The sequence below is a fragment of the Telmatobacter bradus genome, assembly GCF_048629425.1.
Lineage (GTDB): Bacteria > Acidobacteriota > Terriglobia > Terriglobales > Acidobacteriaceae > Telmatobacter > Telmatobacter bradus.
Genome location: NZ_CP184532.1, coordinates 2,567,275 through 2,583,739, shown reverse-complemented (window position 1 = coordinate 2,583,739; position 16,465 = coordinate 2,567,275). Strand labels below are relative to the sequence as shown.

General features: G+C 52.8%; 12 protein-coding genes and 1 pseudogene. 8 read left to right on the top strand and 5 right to left on the bottom strand.

Annotated elements, in window-relative coordinates; all coding sequences use genetic code 11:
• Positions 1-158: 158 nt before the first annotated feature.
• Positions 159-1,406, bottom strand: coding sequence for an SGNH/GDSL hydrolase family protein (locus ACOBR2_RS10740; RefSeq protein ID WP_420236115.1), 1,248 nt, complete (start codon positions 1,404-1,406; stop codon positions 159-161).
• 374 nt (positions 1,407-1,780) lie between these two features.
• Between ACOBR2_RS10740 and ACOBR2_RS10735 the strand changes: the two genes are divergently transcribed.
• Positions 1,781-2,953, top strand: a complete 1,173-nt coding sequence (locus ACOBR2_RS10735) for an IS4 family transposase (protein WP_420236114.1) — start codon at positions 1,781-1,783, stop codon at positions 2,951-2,953.
• Positions 2,954-3,208: 255 nt separating this feature from the next.
• Positions 3,209-4,222, top strand: a complete 1,014-nt coding sequence (locus ACOBR2_RS10730) for an AraC family transcriptional regulator ligand-binding domain-containing protein (RefSeq protein WP_420236113.1) — start codon at positions 3,209-3,211, stop codon at positions 4,220-4,222.
• Between the two features lie 96 nt (positions 4,223-4,318).
• On the opposite strand, the gene ACOBR2_RS10725 is transcribed toward ACOBR2_RS10730, so the two are convergent.
• Positions 4,319-4,825: a TetR/AcrR family transcriptional regulator gene (locus tag ACOBR2_RS10725; protein ID WP_420236112.1), complete on the bottom strand. Its 507-nt coding sequence runs from the start codon at positions 4,823-4,825 to the stop codon at positions 4,319-4,321.
• Here ACOBR2_RS10725 and ACOBR2_RS10720 point away from each other — a divergent pair.
• The 6 genes and pseudogenes from ACOBR2_RS10720 to ACOBR2_RS10695 all read left to right on the top strand — a co-directional run bounded on the left by ACOBR2_RS10720 (position 4,790) and on the right by ACOBR2_RS10695 (position 12,896).
• Complete coding sequence (locus ACOBR2_RS10720; protein ID WP_420236111.1) at positions 4,790-6,544, top strand: TolC family protein; 1,755 nt, start codon at positions 4,790-4,792, stop codon at positions 6,542-6,544. The two genes, ACOBR2_RS10725 and ACOBR2_RS10720, sit on opposite strands and share 36 nt — an antisense overlap.
• A gap of 52 nt (positions 6,545-6,596) precedes the next feature.
• Complete coding sequence (locus ACOBR2_RS10715; protein WP_420236110.1) at positions 6,597-6,830, top strand: YtcA family lipoprotein; 234 nt, start codon at positions 6,597-6,599, stop codon at positions 6,828-6,830.
• Between the two features lie 16 nt (positions 6,831-6,846).
• On the top strand, positions 6,847-8,040 hold the full coding sequence (locus tag ACOBR2_RS10710) for a biotin/lipoyl-binding protein (RefSeq protein ID WP_420236109.1): 1,194 nt from the start codon (positions 6,847-6,849) through the stop codon (positions 8,038-8,040).
• 3 nt (positions 8,041-8,043) lie between these two features.
• The gene (locus tag ACOBR2_RS10705; protein ID WP_420236108.1) at positions 8,044-10,089 is read left to right on the top strand and encodes an FUSC family protein; all 2,046 of its coding nucleotides are present in this window, start codon (positions 8,044-8,046) and stop codon (positions 10,087-10,089) included.
• Positions 10,090-10,181: 92 nt separating this feature from the next.
• Positions 10,182-11,209, top strand: a pseudogene (locus ACOBR2_RS10700) (IS630 family transposase).
• A 142-nt stretch (positions 11,210-11,351) separates the two neighbouring features.
• Positions 11,352-12,896 carry a protein adenylyltransferase SelO gene (locus ACOBR2_RS10695; protein ID WP_420236107.1) on the top strand — a complete coding sequence of 515 codons (1,545 nt, stop codon included), beginning with the start codon at positions 11,352-11,354 and terminating at the stop codon, positions 12,894-12,896.
• Between the two features lie 289 nt (positions 12,897-13,185).
• On the opposite strand, the gene ACOBR2_RS10690 is transcribed toward ACOBR2_RS10695, so the two are convergent.
• The 3 genes from ACOBR2_RS10690 to ACOBR2_RS10680 form a co-directional block, all read right to left on the bottom strand.
• Positions 13,186-14,946: a chitobiase/beta-hexosaminidase C-terminal domain-containing protein gene (locus tag ACOBR2_RS10690; protein WP_420236106.1), complete on the bottom strand. Its 1,761-nt coding sequence runs from the start codon at positions 14,944-14,946 to the stop codon at positions 13,186-13,188.
• Positions 14,947-15,308: 362 nt separating this feature from the next.
• On the bottom strand, positions 15,309-15,815 hold the full coding sequence (locus ACOBR2_RS10685; protein WP_420239962.1) for an IS630 family transposase: 507 nt from the start codon (positions 15,813-15,815) through the stop codon (positions 15,309-15,311).
• Positions 15,815-16,336: an IS630 family transposase gene (locus ACOBR2_RS10680; RefSeq protein ID WP_420236105.1), complete on the bottom strand. Its 522-nt coding sequence runs from the start codon at positions 16,334-16,336 to the stop codon at positions 15,815-15,817. Before ACOBR2_RS10680 ends, ACOBR2_RS10685 begins: the two co-directional genes overlap by 1 nt.
• Positions 16,337-16,465: the final 129 nt, after the last annotated feature.

The window sequence follows — 16,465 nt, the reverse complement described above, 5'->3', positions numbered from 1 at the left end:
TGCCGCAAGAACAAAGGCGAGGTGGTGTCAAAAATGCGATGCAATTTATTGGGGCTGATTTTAAAATTAGCCCCAATAAATTCATTTCTCAATCTGGCCCGGACACATGAGCAGCAAGGCGTAAGTTTAGCTCAACACCTTCCGACAGACAAAACAGATCAACGAGTGAAAAGATCCTTCGGGATTGCTGCAGCCATGGCCTTGTAGCCTGCGAGTGATGGATGTAGATGATCGCCACTGTCGTAAGCGGGCAGCAGCCGTTCTGGATGCTGTGAATCACGCATGACTGCATCAAAATCCACCACCGCATCATAGTGTGCGCGTATCCAAGTATTCAGTGCACGACGATCTTCTTCATTCATTGCGTCAGGATGATAGTAATTTGATCCCATGTAGGGCAGAATTGTCGCGCCATAAATACGCAGGCCTGCGGCATGCGCGCGAAGAATTATTTGCTGAAATGCCCCTTCCAAATGATGCACCATTTCTTCATGTTCTGCGGGTGTAGCCTTGGCCTGAATGGTTAGTCCACCAAGATCATTTACGCCTTCCAGGACTATAGCCCAGTGCACGCCCGCGCGCGTCAGAACATCCCGATCCAGACGTGCCATTGCATTTGGTCCCAGACCATCCACTAACAGATGATTGCCACCAATTCCTGCATTCACTACGCCGTACGCGCACGTCGAATCTCCGGTATTCAGACGTGCTGACAGCAGGTCTGGCCAGCGATCATTCCCGTTTGTCGTGGATCCGTGCCCGTCGGTAATGGAATCTCCCAGTGCCACCAGCGTTGCTCCACCATTCGTTAGTACATCGACGCCTGATACAAAATACCAATGATTTATCTTGGCGGGATCATTAAAATTTGCGGCTGAAACAGCATCCCCATGCACGTAATAAGAGGTCGCACGTGAACCTGGATGTCCTGTTTGCACGCCAGGTAACTGCATCAGATGCAGTGATACAGCCAGATTTGATAGATCCGCGACGGGAAGGTCTACCGCGTCAGAAATATATTCCGCACCGGTAGGAATCGTCACCTCTGTCGCCCCTGCAAAGGTCAATGCACGATCTTTTCCCGCGACAATCTCCGCAGACGCTGTACTCACTGCCGGTGCGACGTGTGCCCCAGCGATTTTAAGAGGTGTGATGCCAAAAGCATTGGAAAAACGAACGCGAAATTCGCTTCCACCTGCGGAAAGATGAAAGATTTCACGTAGCGTAATATCATGCTCCGCATCGGCAGGCAATGCATTTTGCGGTTCCGGTACCTGCTGCGCAGATCCATGGCTGGCAATCCAGCGAGGCCCGCTAAAAATGATGCAAGGCGCGTTTTGTGCGTACGCGGAACACAGAAGAATCTGTGCAAAGACAGGTAAAAATATTTTGCGTATTTTCTTCATACATTTCCTTTCGCATGCATCTCAGAGTACTACTTACATCGATTTTATGAAACGGTAAATACACCTGATAGAATTGCCTGAAAAATAATTGCAGAGATTTTGTTTAGATAACTACCCTTGGTAAACTGACTCAGCTTTATCAGGCGTAGGCGGTAACGATCTGGGGGTGAATGGCTCTTCCACCTGACACACTCATTTGTCAAGGGCGAATCCAATGTTCCAGTAAAGTGATCTGGGAACAATCATGGATGAAATCTGGAACCACTGTTGTCCAAAACAGGAGTTTCAGCAGTAAGTCTGGTATGGAGGTAAGGCTGCATCGATCTGATAGGTTGGGTTTGTCTAGAACTTGACCGTCAGAGGAGGACGCAGCCTTGTCCATAGTATGCAGCATTTTCTCCCAAGTCTTGAAGTTGATCCCACGCGCCGATTTCGATTCCGCCGTTCGCAAGGATGAAGCCGAACGCAATGCCAAAGGCTTCACTTGTTGGGGCCAGTTGGTGGCGATGTTGTTTTGTCAGTTGGGTTCAGTCAACAGCTTGCGTGACATCACCAACGGCTTGGCCGCCAGCGAAGGCAAACTGCGTCACCTGGGCTTGCCTGCCGCTCCTAAGCGCTCGACCTTGGCTTATGCCAACGCCCATCGCCCCAGCGCACTGTTCGAGGATCTCTTCTATCAGATGTTGGAGGTCGCCCGCACTCAGGCCCAACAGTCAGGCGTCCGGCACAAGTTCCGCTTCAAGAACAAGCTGCTGTCGATCGATGCGACCACCATCGAACTGTGCGCCTCGGTCTTCGATTGGGCGCAGTTCCGGCGTACCAAGGGAGCAGTGAAGCTGCATCTGATGCTCGATCACGACGGCCTGCTGCCCTGCTACGGGGTCATCACCGACGGCAAGCAGCATGAAGTTACCGTGACTCGCCAGTGGGAGTTCCCGCCCGGCACCATCCTGGTCTTCGATCGCGGCTATACCGACTACAACTGGTTCGAGCGGCTGACCCTGCAGGGTGTTTACTTCGTCACCCGCCTGAAGACGAATGCGGACATCATCGAAGTTGAGGATCTGGATCTTCCCCAGCGCAAGGGACTGGTGAGCGATCAGATCATCTGCATGACGCAGCAGGCCGCGGAGAACGACAACCCACCCATGATGCGCCGTATCGAGTTCTTCGACGAAGAGCAGCAGCGTACCCTGGTCTTCCTGACCAACAATATGAAACTGGCCGCTGCCACCGTTGCTGAGATCTACAGGAATCGCTGGAAGATCGAGTTGTTTTTTAAGGCCCTGAAGCAGTCTTGCAAGGTAAAGACCTTCGTCGGCACCTCGGCCAACGCACTGAAGACGCAGATCTGGACGGCGCTGATCGCCATGCTGCTGGTCAAGATCCTGCACATGAAGTCGACCTTCGGGTGGCACTTGTCCAACTTCATGGTTCTGTTGCGCCAGCAACTGTTCGTCTATCGCGACTTATGGAAGTGGATCAACGATCCTTTCCAGGCACCGGAAACGCCACCCACTTCACAACTGGAGCTGGTCTTCGCTTGACTTGGACAGCAGAAACTCTCGACAAGGGATAAAGCAGACAACTACGGGACCATTTCGGAGTACATCTTGGACAGCTGATTGCTCTTCGCATAACTCGGAACCGACCAACCCGTTCCGTCAATGCACGGGAACGACGCACTATGCCCTGTCAGATCAACGTTCGTCTAAGACGCTTCCTGTTATCTTGGACAGCAGTGATCCAGCATCTATTTCATCTCGATCTGAAATAGTGAAACCTTCAGGAGGAAGTTCGCCATGTCCAGACACTTCAGAGTTTCAAAAAACCTACACGCCAAATTGACAGACGCAGGAATCTTTGTCTCCTCTCTGCTTCGGACAGCAGGACTTCCGCGCGACTTCTTCAATCAAGACAAGATTCTGCTCAACACCCAGGAGTTGTTTGCCCTTTGGCGTGCAGTTGGCGGCGTCTGCAAGGATCCATCGGTTGGCCTCAAGATGGGAACGGAAACGCAATCGGCGAAGTTTCACCCCAGCGGAATTGCCGCGCTTTCGGCTGAATCCTTTGGCGCGAGTATCGACTGCATGGCGCGCTATAAGAAGCTCTCCGTACCGGAAGAAGTACTGCAACAAATCGACGAAGAGGAATGGGTCATTCGATTTCGATGGTCTCTGGCCGTCGATACTGAACCACCAGTCCTCATTGAGTATTGTTTCGCATCTTTGCTCTCGATTGCTCGTTGTGGCACGGCTACGTGCATTTCACCGCTTCGGGTGGAACTGGTTCAAGACCGTAAGCACATCAAGCAACTGGAAAGACACTTTGGTTGTCCCGTAACCTTTGGTGCCGCACAGAATGCACTGGTCTTTCGAGTCAGCGATGCACAGATCCCTTTTGTCACGCGCAATTCGGAACTACTGGAGATGCTGGCTCCGCAGTTTGAGCAGGAATTGAAACAGTATTCTTCCAGTGAGGAGAACAGCTTTATCGAACTTGTTCGTGGAGCGATTCAACAGCGACTTACAGGTAAACGTCCAGGCATCGAAGAGATTTCTCAGGATCTGCATATGAGTTTGCGAACCCTACAACGGCGTCTGCAGGAATCTGGATGGAGTTATCAGCGCGTCCTTGAGGATGCCCGACGCCAACTGGCGCGCTATTACCTTAGCAACTCTGTATTAGAACTTGGAGAAACTGCGTATCTGTTGGGCTATGAAGATGCCAACTCCTTTGCTCGTGCATTTCGGGATTGGGAAGGCATTCCTCCAAGCCATTGGCGCGAAAGCCATCGCGAAGCGTCGATTCAGTGATTACCGCAGTGGGAGTTGATAGCCCTTGTAGGTAAAACGAATGGTGCTTTTATCCGCCGAAATTGATCCACTTATTTTCAGCAGTGCACAGGCAGTCTATTTCACATTCCTGGCGGCAAGCAGCAGGTCGAAAACATATTCTAACTCGCGTAGCGCGTCCTCTTGCGTAATCCGGTATACATGAGGATAGGTGATGAGCAGTACGGACATCCCGTGCAGAGAGGCTATTAGTTGATGCAGCCGCTCTGCAACCACGTTTTCTGGCGTGTTGGCTGGAAGGGCTTCGCACAGATTCTTGCGAAAGTATGCCAGTGCGGGTTCTGCTACCTTGGCACGCAACTCGCGGCCTTGTGCATCGGCCGCCGGGTCCAGAAATACAAGTTTGTAATGATGTGGATTCTTTACAGAAAGCGATACGAACTGTCTCATTGCATGACGCAGACGCTCTCGGGGGTTCTCCAGTTGGTCGAGTCGTTTATGGAGCTTGAGCGTAAATCGTTCATAGAGATCAGCACAGAGTTGCTGCATTAGGGCATTTTTGTCGGGAAAGTGTCGATACATGGCCATTTGCGAACAGCCAACCTCATCGGCGATCCGACGCATCGAAACATTCTGATATCCACCTTCAGCAAAGAGCCGCCCGGCTGTCTCCAGAACTCTTCCTCGGAGCTCGGAGCCAGCTTTGAACTTCGTGGAATCTGCGGTGAAGCCAGTTTTTTTAATCATACTGAAAGCAGTCGCAGGTATGCGGTTGCGGATACAACTATTTTACACTTTGCAATACGCTGTATAAATAGTTTACGCTGTATACAAGTGAATAATCTCTATGCAAAATCCGTTGGCAGTAGAAAGTGGCAGCAGGCGAGGTTACCGGAGATATGCATCACGGTCATACTAGGCTTTGCAACAGCCCACGCGCCACGCCTGCACGCACAATGTCAAAAGCAGATGGGCTCGATAGAGGCGGCGGCGGTTTGCGCAACGGGCACAAGCCTTCCTGACCCAGAGTTGAACATCGATTCTCATCACCCGTTCCGTTTGGAAGAGCTGATCGATCTGGCGGAGCAAAACCATCCAGAGAGCCGCATGGCGTGGGAGTTGGTCAAGCAGGAAGCGGACCGACTAGGAATCGCTCGCAGCGCTTACTCTCCACATTTGGCCGCACTCGCCATCTTTGGAGATCAGCGGCTGATCAACCCTTTTCCTGAGGCGCTTCTTCCCCGCGGCTACAGTATGGTCGAGATTCCCATTGCTCAGGAAGGACTAGAACTGGAGTATGACATCTTCGACTTCGGCAAGCGTAGCGCCAATGTGGAATCTAGCAAGGCTCTTCGACTTGCTGCCGCCGCGGCATTTCAACGCACCAATCAGGATGTGGCTTTTCATGTAGTAAGGGCTTATTACGATCTGCTTACGGCAAAGGAACGTCTGGAAGCCGCGCGCCAGATTATGAAAACCGCTCAGACTACTCAGAATGCGGCAGAGGCACAGTTGGCCAATGGAAGAGCTACCTTGCCCGATGTTCTGAATGCCAAGGCTGTGGTGGCCCAGACGGCCTACGATTTAGAAGCAAGTGTGGGCGGAGAGTCCGAAGCCCGCGTTTCGCTGCGTGAAGCAATTGGCGTTGAACCTTCGGACGAAATAGCCATTGCAACTCCAGAGTCCGCGCCGCTACCGGTGGAGATCTCTTCTTCGGCAGCAAAGTTGGTGGAGATGGCCCGGCAAAACCGTCCAGATCTCAAGGATCTTTCTGAACGACTCCGTGCCGCAGATGCGGAGTTGAAATCAGCTCATGCTGTAAACCGTCCAAGCCTCCAACTACAGGCATCAGGCGCACAGAGCGCGATCTGGCCGACGGCGGACTCTGGAGGTTTGGGGGCTGCCAATATGCCGATCTGGAGCGTGAACCTTAATTTGCAATGGAGTTTATTCGATGGAGGCCAGCGCAGGAATCAAGTGCGTCTTGCTGACTCGCGTCGCCGCGAAGCTCAAGAGTCACTGCGCAATAAGCAGGATGCGGTTAGCCGCGAAGTCTGGATGGCCTATATACAGTTTCGTACGGCAGTGCGACAGCAGGAAGCGGCCGAGACGCTGCTGGCCTCAGCGAGTACATCCTACGAGGCATCTTTTGATGCTTATCGGTACGGAGTCAAAAACCTAGTGGATGTGGTCACTGCAGAAACGCAATTGGCGCAGGCCAGATTGGCGCAGGTGCAGGCTCGCTCCAACTTACTCGTCAGCGCTATCAACCTGGAATACAAAACTGGTAATCTGTTGCGGCAAACAGCGCCTCTGGCAGAGCCTTCCCCATCCCGTCCGTAATACCGCATGAAAGGAATCCGTTTTGAGCAAGAAGATATATCCGCAGCTCATTGTGACTTCGCTGGTCTGCTGCTGTGGATGTTCACGAGCTCCCGCAGTGGATATTCTAGGATCGTTCTTTCCCGCTTGGATGATTTGCGTCTCGCTGGCTGTTGTTGCATCTGGCCTGACGCACTGGCTGCTTGTCCGCATGAAGGTAGAGAAGGAGATTTCTTTTCCAATTCTCTTTTACCCCAGCCTTATGGTCGCTTTTGCCTGCCTGCTGTGGCTCTTGCTCTTTCGCTGAAGAAGAGGTACGTGCTTTGAAATCAATTCAATTATCCGCCGCTTCTAGGGGCATCTATATCTGCGCCGGTACGGCCGCGCTGGCACTATTGCTGGCATTGCTCGTTCTGTGGAAGATGAACTGCAATCCACGCACTGACGATGCCAGTGTGCGGGCAAATTACGTTCAATTTGCCCCGGAGGTCAGCGGAAGAGTTACCTCTCTTGCAGTGCAGGACAATTCACTTGTGCGGCAAGGCACGGTATTGTTCACTATCGATGCGCGTCCCTACGAGTACGCTCTGCAACAGGCGCTTGCCGATCAGCAGCTTTTAGAAAAACAGATCGAAGATGAGCAAAGGAAGATCGCTGCAGAGTCAAGCACCGTGGAAGTTACGCGGGCGGGTCTGCGGGCCTCGGAAGCGCAGACGCAGAGCGTGGCCAGCGGCGTACAAGCGGCAGAGGCCACTGTGGAGCGTGCCCATGCGGCCCAGTCTGCGGCTGAAGCCCAGAAGGCCCTGGCTAACAGCGATCTGAAGCGCATTGAACCTTTGCTTGAAAAACAATATGTAACTGCTGAGCAGGTTGATGAGGCTCGGACTAAGGCACGCATCGCCGATCACCTCTATGCCGAGGCGCAGGCATCTTTGCAAGAGGCTTTGGCACGGCAGAGGCAGGCGCAGTTTCAGGAGCGGGAGTCACGCATCGCGGTGAGCGGATCTGAGGCGCGTCTGCATCAGACCATCCATGCCGTCGATACGCTTGATAGTCTGATCGCGCAACGGCCCGAGCGCGCAGCACGCGTAGATGAGGCAAAGCTGGATCTGGAGCGTTGCACCGTCGTCGCGCCTTTTGACGGATACGTGACGAATCTCAACATCTCCGAGGGAGAGTATGCCAAGCCGGGAGCGCCCATCTTCACTTTGATTGACCGCCGCAATTGGTATGTTATCGCCAACTATCGGGAATCCTATTTAAAGTCCATCTGGCCGGGCAAGCATGTGGATCTTTATCTGATGAGCAATCCCACGCGGCGCTTTGAGGGCACCGTGGAAAGTGTGGGGTTTGGTGTTTCTCCAGATGATACTGGATTGAACAACGGTCTTCCACAGATTGAGCACACTCTCAACTGGGTTCATCTGGCGGCTCGCTTTCCCATCCGCATTCGTGTACAAAATCCGGATCAAAATGTTTTTCGCGTCGGCGAATCAGCCGTCAGCATCGTGAGATAGCCCTTGTCTTCGTTTAGTGCGGAATCGCGTGCGTTGCTCGATATGTTCAGCCAGGAACTGGCGTCTACCCATGGGCGCATGGCTGGTTCTCTGCGCACTACTCTTGCGGCTACTATCGCCACGTTGCTGCTGTTGATACTGCATATTCCAGGAATGATGTACGGCGTATTCCTGATCTTTTTGGTTTCCTATGAAACGCCTTATCTGACCTTCAAGAGAGGTCTGGTTGCAATTAGTCTGCAGTGCTTTGGCGCGGCCTCAGCGCTGTGTCTGATCTCGGTGACCGGAGACAGTCCACTCGCCAAGGTTTTTGGCATCGCGGTCTGCGCTTTTATCGCAGCTTTCGTTCGCTCAACTGCGGTCCGCTACATTCAGCCGCTCGACTTTGCCATCTTTGCCATTGCAACGTTTTATTACTTCGATTTAGGCATGCGCGTCAATCAGGCGGTTGAAATGTCGCTGTGGCCCGTGGCCGGAGGGGTTCTCAGCGTAGGTTGCAAGGTTGCAATCGAATATATATTCACGCGTCGCAACCCATACTACGACCTGCATCGCGAGATCGATGCCCGCTTTCTCGCCCTCGAAAAGATCTTTCTGCTCTACGCTTCGAACTGCGATACCGAAGATCTTCAGCGTCAGACTATACAGGTCAGGAACTACGCTTTCATGGGGCAGGGGAAAATGCAACTGCTGTTGCAGGAGATCGACGAACGGCACAAGGCAGATTTTACCCGGGAGATTGTCCCAGCATCGATTCCTGTGCTCGCTAGAGTGCTGGATCTGATGGCGGCCTACGCGGTTCATCACCCTCCCGGGGAACTCTCCATCGCCGCGAGAGAAAAGATGAACAGTTTTGGGCGCGCCATCAAACTCATGAGGGAAGCGGAGTGGAAGCAGGCCCGGCAGCAGTTCGATAGTAGTAATACATTGCCATCCGGGGAGCTTGTGCAATTGGAGAATGCCCTGCGGACCCTGATCTCTTTCTGTGCGGCAGGTCGCAATTCCACGGAGGACGCGTCCGACAGCGCGGAGCGTCTGGGATTGAGAAATCAGCGTTGGCTGGTGCCTGACTGTTTCTCCAATCCGGAATACACGCTCTATGCATTCAAAGTCAGCCTCTGTGCCACACTTTGCAACGTGATCTATAACGCTCTGGCGTGGCCCGGAATCGCCACCGCGGTAACGACGGTGCTTGTTGCTGGACTCAGCACTTCCGGAGCCACGAATCAGAAACTAATCTTTCGCCTTTTGGGTTCGACACTGGGAGGTGTAATCTGCGGCTTGGGATGTATTATCTTCGTTTTTCCTTACGCCGATAGTGCGCTTCCATTCCTGCTCTCCATAGCCTTGGTAACATTCATTGCGGCCTGGGTCTCGCGAAGTCCACACTTCGGTTACATCGGCTTACAGATTGCTTTTTCCTTTTATTTGACCGTGCTTACTGACTTCTCCGCACCAACGCAAATGAGCCCGGCCAGAGACAGAATGATGGGAATTCTGTTGGCGATTATTGTCATGCTGCTGGTCTTTCGATTTGAAAAAGGCGTGGACAAGATGCAGCAAACATTTGCACGCCTTCTCCGGCTGCAAGCCGATTACCTGCAAGACTCTGTTTCCGATCTGCAAGACCTGGAGAGACAGCGGAAGGCTATGGAATTTAAAGACCAGATGGGACATCTGGTTAAATCGGCACGTGGATTTTCAGAACTTATTCTCTTCGAATTTAGCTCGGATCGCGCGAAACACACGCAGGCATGCGAAAAAATTGAACAGGCGATGTGGAGTTCCGGCGATCTCTTCTTGAGCATCAACAGCTGGCCGCATGGTACTGCTTCAGCCAATTGTGTTCGACAGTCGCAAAAGGCATTGGAAAACAGGCTACGCTTGTTGGCGATGGCGATGGAGCAGAAAGCGAAGTCAGACCAGCCTAAGGGGAATGGGACCGAACTATGCTGTGAGTTTCTACTTGCTCTGCCTCCGTATATTGAAAACTCCATCGCAATCTACCAAGAACTTTACATGCAATGTTCGGCGATCACCGCAGAGTAGCGTTCCGTCTCTAAAGCTTGCATCTTACATTTTGAAGCCTATTGACTACTGCATAAATAATGCAATAATACTTTCAGAGGTACGGTACCCCTATGCCCAGACTGAAGGCAAGTGCCGAGCTTTTGGAAGACCGTCGCCGTCGTGCTTTAGCGCTGTTGGATGAAGGCTGCTCGCTCAACGAAGTCGGACGACAGATAGGATGTAACGCGAGTTCAGTGATGCGCTGGCGCGATGCTCGACGGCAGCGCGGAGACGATGCTTTGCAGGTCCGTTTTTCTCCTGGACGCCCCCTGAAGTTGGGTGCTACTGAGCGCAAGAAGCTTGTTCGGCTGTTGCTCAAGGGGCCGATGGCTCAGGGTTATCGCACCAATCTGTGGACCACCGCACGCATTGCCGCGTTGATCGAGAGCGAGTTCGGCGTGAGCTACCACCCGGATCACATAGGCCGGTTGATGCACGATCTCGGTTGGACTCCGCAGAAGCCGGAACGACGCGCTCTGGAGCGCAACGAAGAAGAGATCGAGCGTTGGAAACAAAAAGAGTGGCCGCGTATAAAAAAAACGCCACAAGGCTGGGCGCCCACATCGTCTTTGCCGATGAATCGGGCTTCTTGATGATTCCCAACGTGGTCAGAACCTGGGCGCCACAAGGGGAAACACCTATCCACCGCCATCGCCAAGGACAGCGCGACAAGATCTCGGTGATCTCGGGAATTTCCGTCAGCCCTGGACGACATCATCTCGGTCTCTACTATCTTCTTTTTTACGACAACATCGGGCAGGAGGAGGTCTGTCTGTATTTGCGCGAACTGACGCGCCTCCTGCGCGGCCCGATCATTCTGCTCCTCGACAACTCATCGACGCACAAGGGAAAGCCTATCGAGCAATTTCTCGAAAAGCATCCCCGGCTGCGCATCGAGCACTTTCCGTCCTATGCCCCGCAACTGAATCCAGACGAAGGCGTCTGGTCATTGGCCAAGCGGGAACTGGCCAACAGCTGCCCAAAGGATGTGGACGAACTGATGGAAGACATACTTGGCTCCATTGACGGAATTCGGAACTCGCAGGCAAAACTGCGCGGCTGCATCGCCCAATCCGAGTTGTCCATTTCTTTGCGCTGAATCATTGCATTATTTATGCAGGAATCAATAAGCTGCGCCAATTCGGCTTGGCATGATTGCTGGAAAAATTCCGTGTCATTAACGCCACTCTTGTGCGCAAAATAGAACGCAACCAAAAGAGCAAGCCCACATCCAATAGACGATGGACTCACTCGGCATCTCCCAAAATGCGTCGCAGACGACTCCCGCTTCCAGCGGCCATGAGATTCGCTTTGGCTTTAACAATACGTATGCACGGTTGCCTGAATACTTCTTTGCGCGACTGAACCCAACACCAGTTGTGGTGCCTAGATTGGTGAAGGTGAATGCTGATTTGGCGCGGGCGCTTGGAGTCGACGCAAAGGCGCTCATGAGCGCTCAGGGCGTTGAAATTCTAGCTGGAAACCGCGTGGCCGAGGGAGCCGAACCTATAGCTCTGGCTTATGCGGGGCACCAGTTTGGCCATTTTGTACCGCAACTCGGTGATGGGCGCACCAACCTGCTGGGCGAAGTTCTGGGACGTAACGGCCTGCGCTACGACATTCAGCTCAAGGGCTCTGGCCGTACCCCTTTCTCGCGCGGCGGCGATGGTCGCGCGGCGCTTGGGCCAGTCTTGCGGGAATACATTGTGAGCGAGGCCATGGCGACGTTGGGTGTGCCTACTACTAGGGCGCTGGCCGTAGTGACTACCGGGGAATGGTTGCAGCGGGAAACCGTTGTGCCGGGAGCCGTGCTTACGCGGGTGGCAGCGAGCCATCTACGCGTGGGCACTTTCGAGTACTTTGCCGCTCGACGCGATATGGAAGGCTTGCGTACGTTGGCCGATTATGCAATTGCTCGTCACTATCCCGATGCCGCGCAGGCCGGGCAACCATCTCGGGCGCTGCTGGAGGGCGTGATCGCGAGACAGGCGCAGCTAATCGCGCACTGGATGCTGCTCGGTTTTATCCATGGGGTAATGAACACGGACAACACGTCGATCTCTGGGGAAACTATCGATTACGGTCCCTGTGCATTCATGGAGGCGTACGATCCGGCTACAGTATTCAGTTCCATTGACCATGGCGGGCGTTATACCTATGGCAATCAGCCCCGTGCGGCACTATGGAATCTGGCGCGGTTGGCTGAGGCGCTGCTGCCCATCCTGGCGCTGGAGGTTGGAAGCGAAGAGGCTGCTGTGGCTGCGGCAAATGAAGCACTCAGCGCCTTTGAGTCGCAATATCAAGCGGCCCGCTCAGCCGGACTGCGTCGCAAGCTAGGCCTACGTACGGAGCACGAGGGGGATGAGGCTCTGGCGGAAGATTTTCTGCAGTGCATGCATGCCAACGGCGCTGATTTCACGTTGACCTTTCGCAAGCTGTGCAGTGCAGCGGCCTCGCCGGAAGACGACGCGGAAGTTAGGCTATTGTTTACAGATCCTGGCGCGTATGACGGTTGGGCCGTGCGATGGCGCAGGCGTCTCAGTGAAGAGCCTGAAGATGGGCAAGCACGTGCGATGGCAATGTGCAGTGTGAATCCAGCTTACATTCCGCGCAACCATCTTGTGGAAGCAACGCTCAATGCCGCAATAGCGCGGCAGGATTTCCAGCCGTTCGAGGAACTTCTCGATGTCGTCTCACGGCCATATGAGGAGAGGCCGGGCCTTGAGAAGTATACGATTCCTGCTCGTCCCGAGGAGCGCGTTTTGCAGACTTTCTGCGGTACATAAGTCACTGATAGCCTTACGTACACATTCATACTTGCTGTGGCTGTTTTGATGGTTATTGGGCTTTCGATGTACAGGGATAAATTCTGCATGGCATACAGGGATTCAAATGCGAAGGATATAACTTCACAGTGGGCGAAAGACGGCAGTGTTGAGAACGAGAGAATCGTGCGAACGAACAAGCGCAGCTTGAGTTAGGCAAGTCGAAAATAAGGCAGGGAAGGGGATAATCGAAGCTAGAAATTCCGGCGCGGGCTGAAATCAATTTATCCGGCCCGCGTCAGAAACAGGGTTAGCTGGTGGGTACGCCGAGTTTACTTAGAGCCTTGGTTATGTTGAGCTTAATTCCAAAGTAGAAACGGACTTGATTCCCCGGTTTGTTGAGGGAGTCAATCCTGTCCGCATAAAAATGTTTGAAATACTGCCCAAGATTGGCATCGTAACCAAAAACAATAGGGTAGCTTGGTAGGCTTAGCTCGCCTGCAATGTCTATGCGTGGGACGAGCTTGCGAGACGCATACACGGTGTATGGTCCTGTGCTCGAACTGCTGGGTGTAGGGGTGACGAGGCAAGAGGTTGTTGGGGCGCTGCTGTTGCTTGCGGTGGTGAAGCTCTTGGCGTTCGATGGAGGCGTTGAGCCAGGTAGCGCCGTACATTGCCAACTCGGCAAGCTACTGTACCATCCAAGTGCGAGGTTGATCCAGGAGAACTCAATTGGAGCTTCATCCGTTCTCCTCGGATAAACATCCCATCCAAAATGAATCCCAGCAGCACGGGAGTTATAGACGGTGCTGAAGGTAGTTGTAGTAGTGGATGATACCCCGGTGCTGCTTGTGGATGAAGCTGCTGCGGTTGTTGGATTCAAAAGCGTGTTGAATCCTCCCAAAACCAAGGGCGCAGCAGTGATCCAGTTAGTTTTGTGATACCAGTGAGTGAGGCGAAAAGGGAAATCGACGCCCATCAGAACAGAAGCGCTTTGCTGCGAAGACAACACATTGAGTGACTGACTGAGTGTGGGAGTACTGGTCGAAGATGTTGTACTCGTGGTATTGGTTTGTGCCGCCACAGGAATGGTCGTGAGTTGAACGTCCATGAGGGTTGAGAGACCAGGACCATGCACTTGTAGCCAATTGGGATGAGGTTTGACCTCTGAGCTTGGGCGTGCCAATGTATACGAAAGTCCTAAATCAAAGTATTGGCTGGCAGTGGAGGAACTGGAACTCTGTTGTTGGTTGGAAATCATGACACCGCCGGTAATGTTGACTGAGAACCGGCCGTAGTCTTCGCCGGGCGCAATGTATTGAACCCGTTTGAAATTAGAGAACTTGTCGTTTAAATTACCTGCGGAGGGCGCTCCGAAAAGACAAATCATAGTCCCTGCAATTAACGGGCTGCTTAAAGTAACTCCCACAGGTTTTTTAATCACGTCATTAGTAATTGGGATTGTGTTGCTTGTCGTTGTAGTGCTACCAGTAGTAGTGGTTGTTAATAACGTGCCATGCTCGCGGTCACTGTCCTGACACACTTGGTGTTCGTCTGCATATCCAGCGCTGAACAAATAGATGGTCACAATGCTGACATCCGGGATTTGAATGGAGAAGGTGTTGTTGCTAGTGACCAGTTCACTGACGAATTTAAGGTCTGGTGAAATGGTGTAGGCCGCCAACGTAACGGTGCTGGTTAATTTGTTTGCGATGGCAATGGCTTGAAGTGTCTCTGTTGTGGACGTTACGTTGATTGGTACGGTGTATTTTTTTGATTTTGTTGTCGGGGTACTTCCATCGGTGGTGTAGTAGATGGATGCTCCGGCGGTGCTATCGGAGATTGTCACTAGCTGTGTGGAATTGAAAGAACCGCCGACCGGTGAAAAGGTTGGCGGGGCTGTTTGGGTCTGAGCAAAAGCTGTTTGCGTGAGGGCAATGCAGAGAAACAATCTGCTCTGCAGAACGAGGCTGATTTTCATTATCCTGACCTCCGAGTGTGGTTGTTCTGTTCTGCGGGCAAGGCCCGTGCTCGATTGGAAACCGGCTTCCTCTTGTTTGTGTTTTGCCATTGGTGGAAGCAGAAACACGAACAATGGGAACGAGGGGAAGTCCTGATTATTTGTTCCAATTTGGAGTAGACAGCTACAGTGAGAGGCCCCAAGGAGAAATAATCAACAATAGGGGTGAGGCCAATTTAACATGAAAACCTCTTTTTGGATTAAGATGCTCTGCTTTTATTGAACGGTGCAGCTCGTACGATTTCCGTCGCTTTCGGAAGACTATCTGCTCCTATGATTTAGTGAAAGTGACTCGCACTGCAAATGTCCGATTGGAGGGGGCCGTGGCTATATTCACGTTCCGCCCAAGATGCTTTTTAATCCAAGTAGGCTGTAACAGCCTTTATTGATTCCTGCATAAATAATGCAATGATTCAGCGCAAAGAAATGGACAACTCGGATTGGGCGATGCAGCCGCGCAGTTTTGCCTGCGAGTTCCGAATTCCGTCAATGGAGCCAAGTATGTCTTCCATCAGTTCGTCCACATCCTTTGGGCAGCTGTTGGCCAGTTCCCGCTTGGCCAATGACCAGACGCCTTCGTCTGGATTCAGTTGCGGGGCATAGGACGGAAAGTGCTCGATGCGCAGCCGGGGATGCTTTTCGAGAAATTGCTCGATAGGCTTTCCCTTGTGCGTCGATGAGTTGTCGAGGAGCAGAATGATCGGGCCGCGCAGGAGGCGCGTCAGTTCGCGCAAATACAGACAGACCTCCTCCTGCCCGATGTTGTCGTAAAAAAGAAGATAGTAGAGACCGAGATGATGTCGTCCAGGGCTGACGGAAATTCCCGAGATCACCGAGATCTTGTCGCGCTGTCCTTGGCGATGGCGGTGGATAGGTGTTTCCCCTTGTGGCGCCCAGGTTCTGACCACGTTGGGAATCATCAAGAAGCCCGATTCATCGGCAAAGACGATGTGGGCGCCCAGCCTTGTGGCGTTTTTTTTATACGCGGCCACTCTTTTTGTTTCCAACGCTCGATCTCTTCTTCGTTGCGCTCCAGAGCGCGTCGTTCCGGCTTCTGCGGAGTCCAACCGAGATCGTGCATCAACCGGCCTATGTGATCCGGGTGGTAGCTCACGCCGAACTCGCTCTCGATCAACGCGGCAATGCGTGCGGTGGTCCACAGATTGGTGCGATAACCCTGAGCCATCGGCCCCTTGAGCAACAGCCGAACAAGCTTCTTGCGCTCAGTAGCACCCAACTTCAGGGGGCGTCCAGGAGAAAAACGGACCTGCAAAGCATCGTCTCCGCGCTGCCGTCGAGCATCGCGCCAGCGCATCACTGAACTCGCGTTACATCCTATCTGTCGTCCGACTTCGTTGAGCGAGCAGCCTTCATCCAACAGCGCTAAAGCACGACGGCGACGGTCTTCCAAAAGCTCGGCACTTGCCTTCAGTCTGGGCATAGGGGTACCGTACCTCTGAAAGTATTATTGCATTATTTATGCAGTAGTCAATAAAGGCATGGTCGAAGTGTATGACCTGGATCTTTAAATAACTTGATTTAAAAGGCGTTATGTGAGCATAGCAATTGA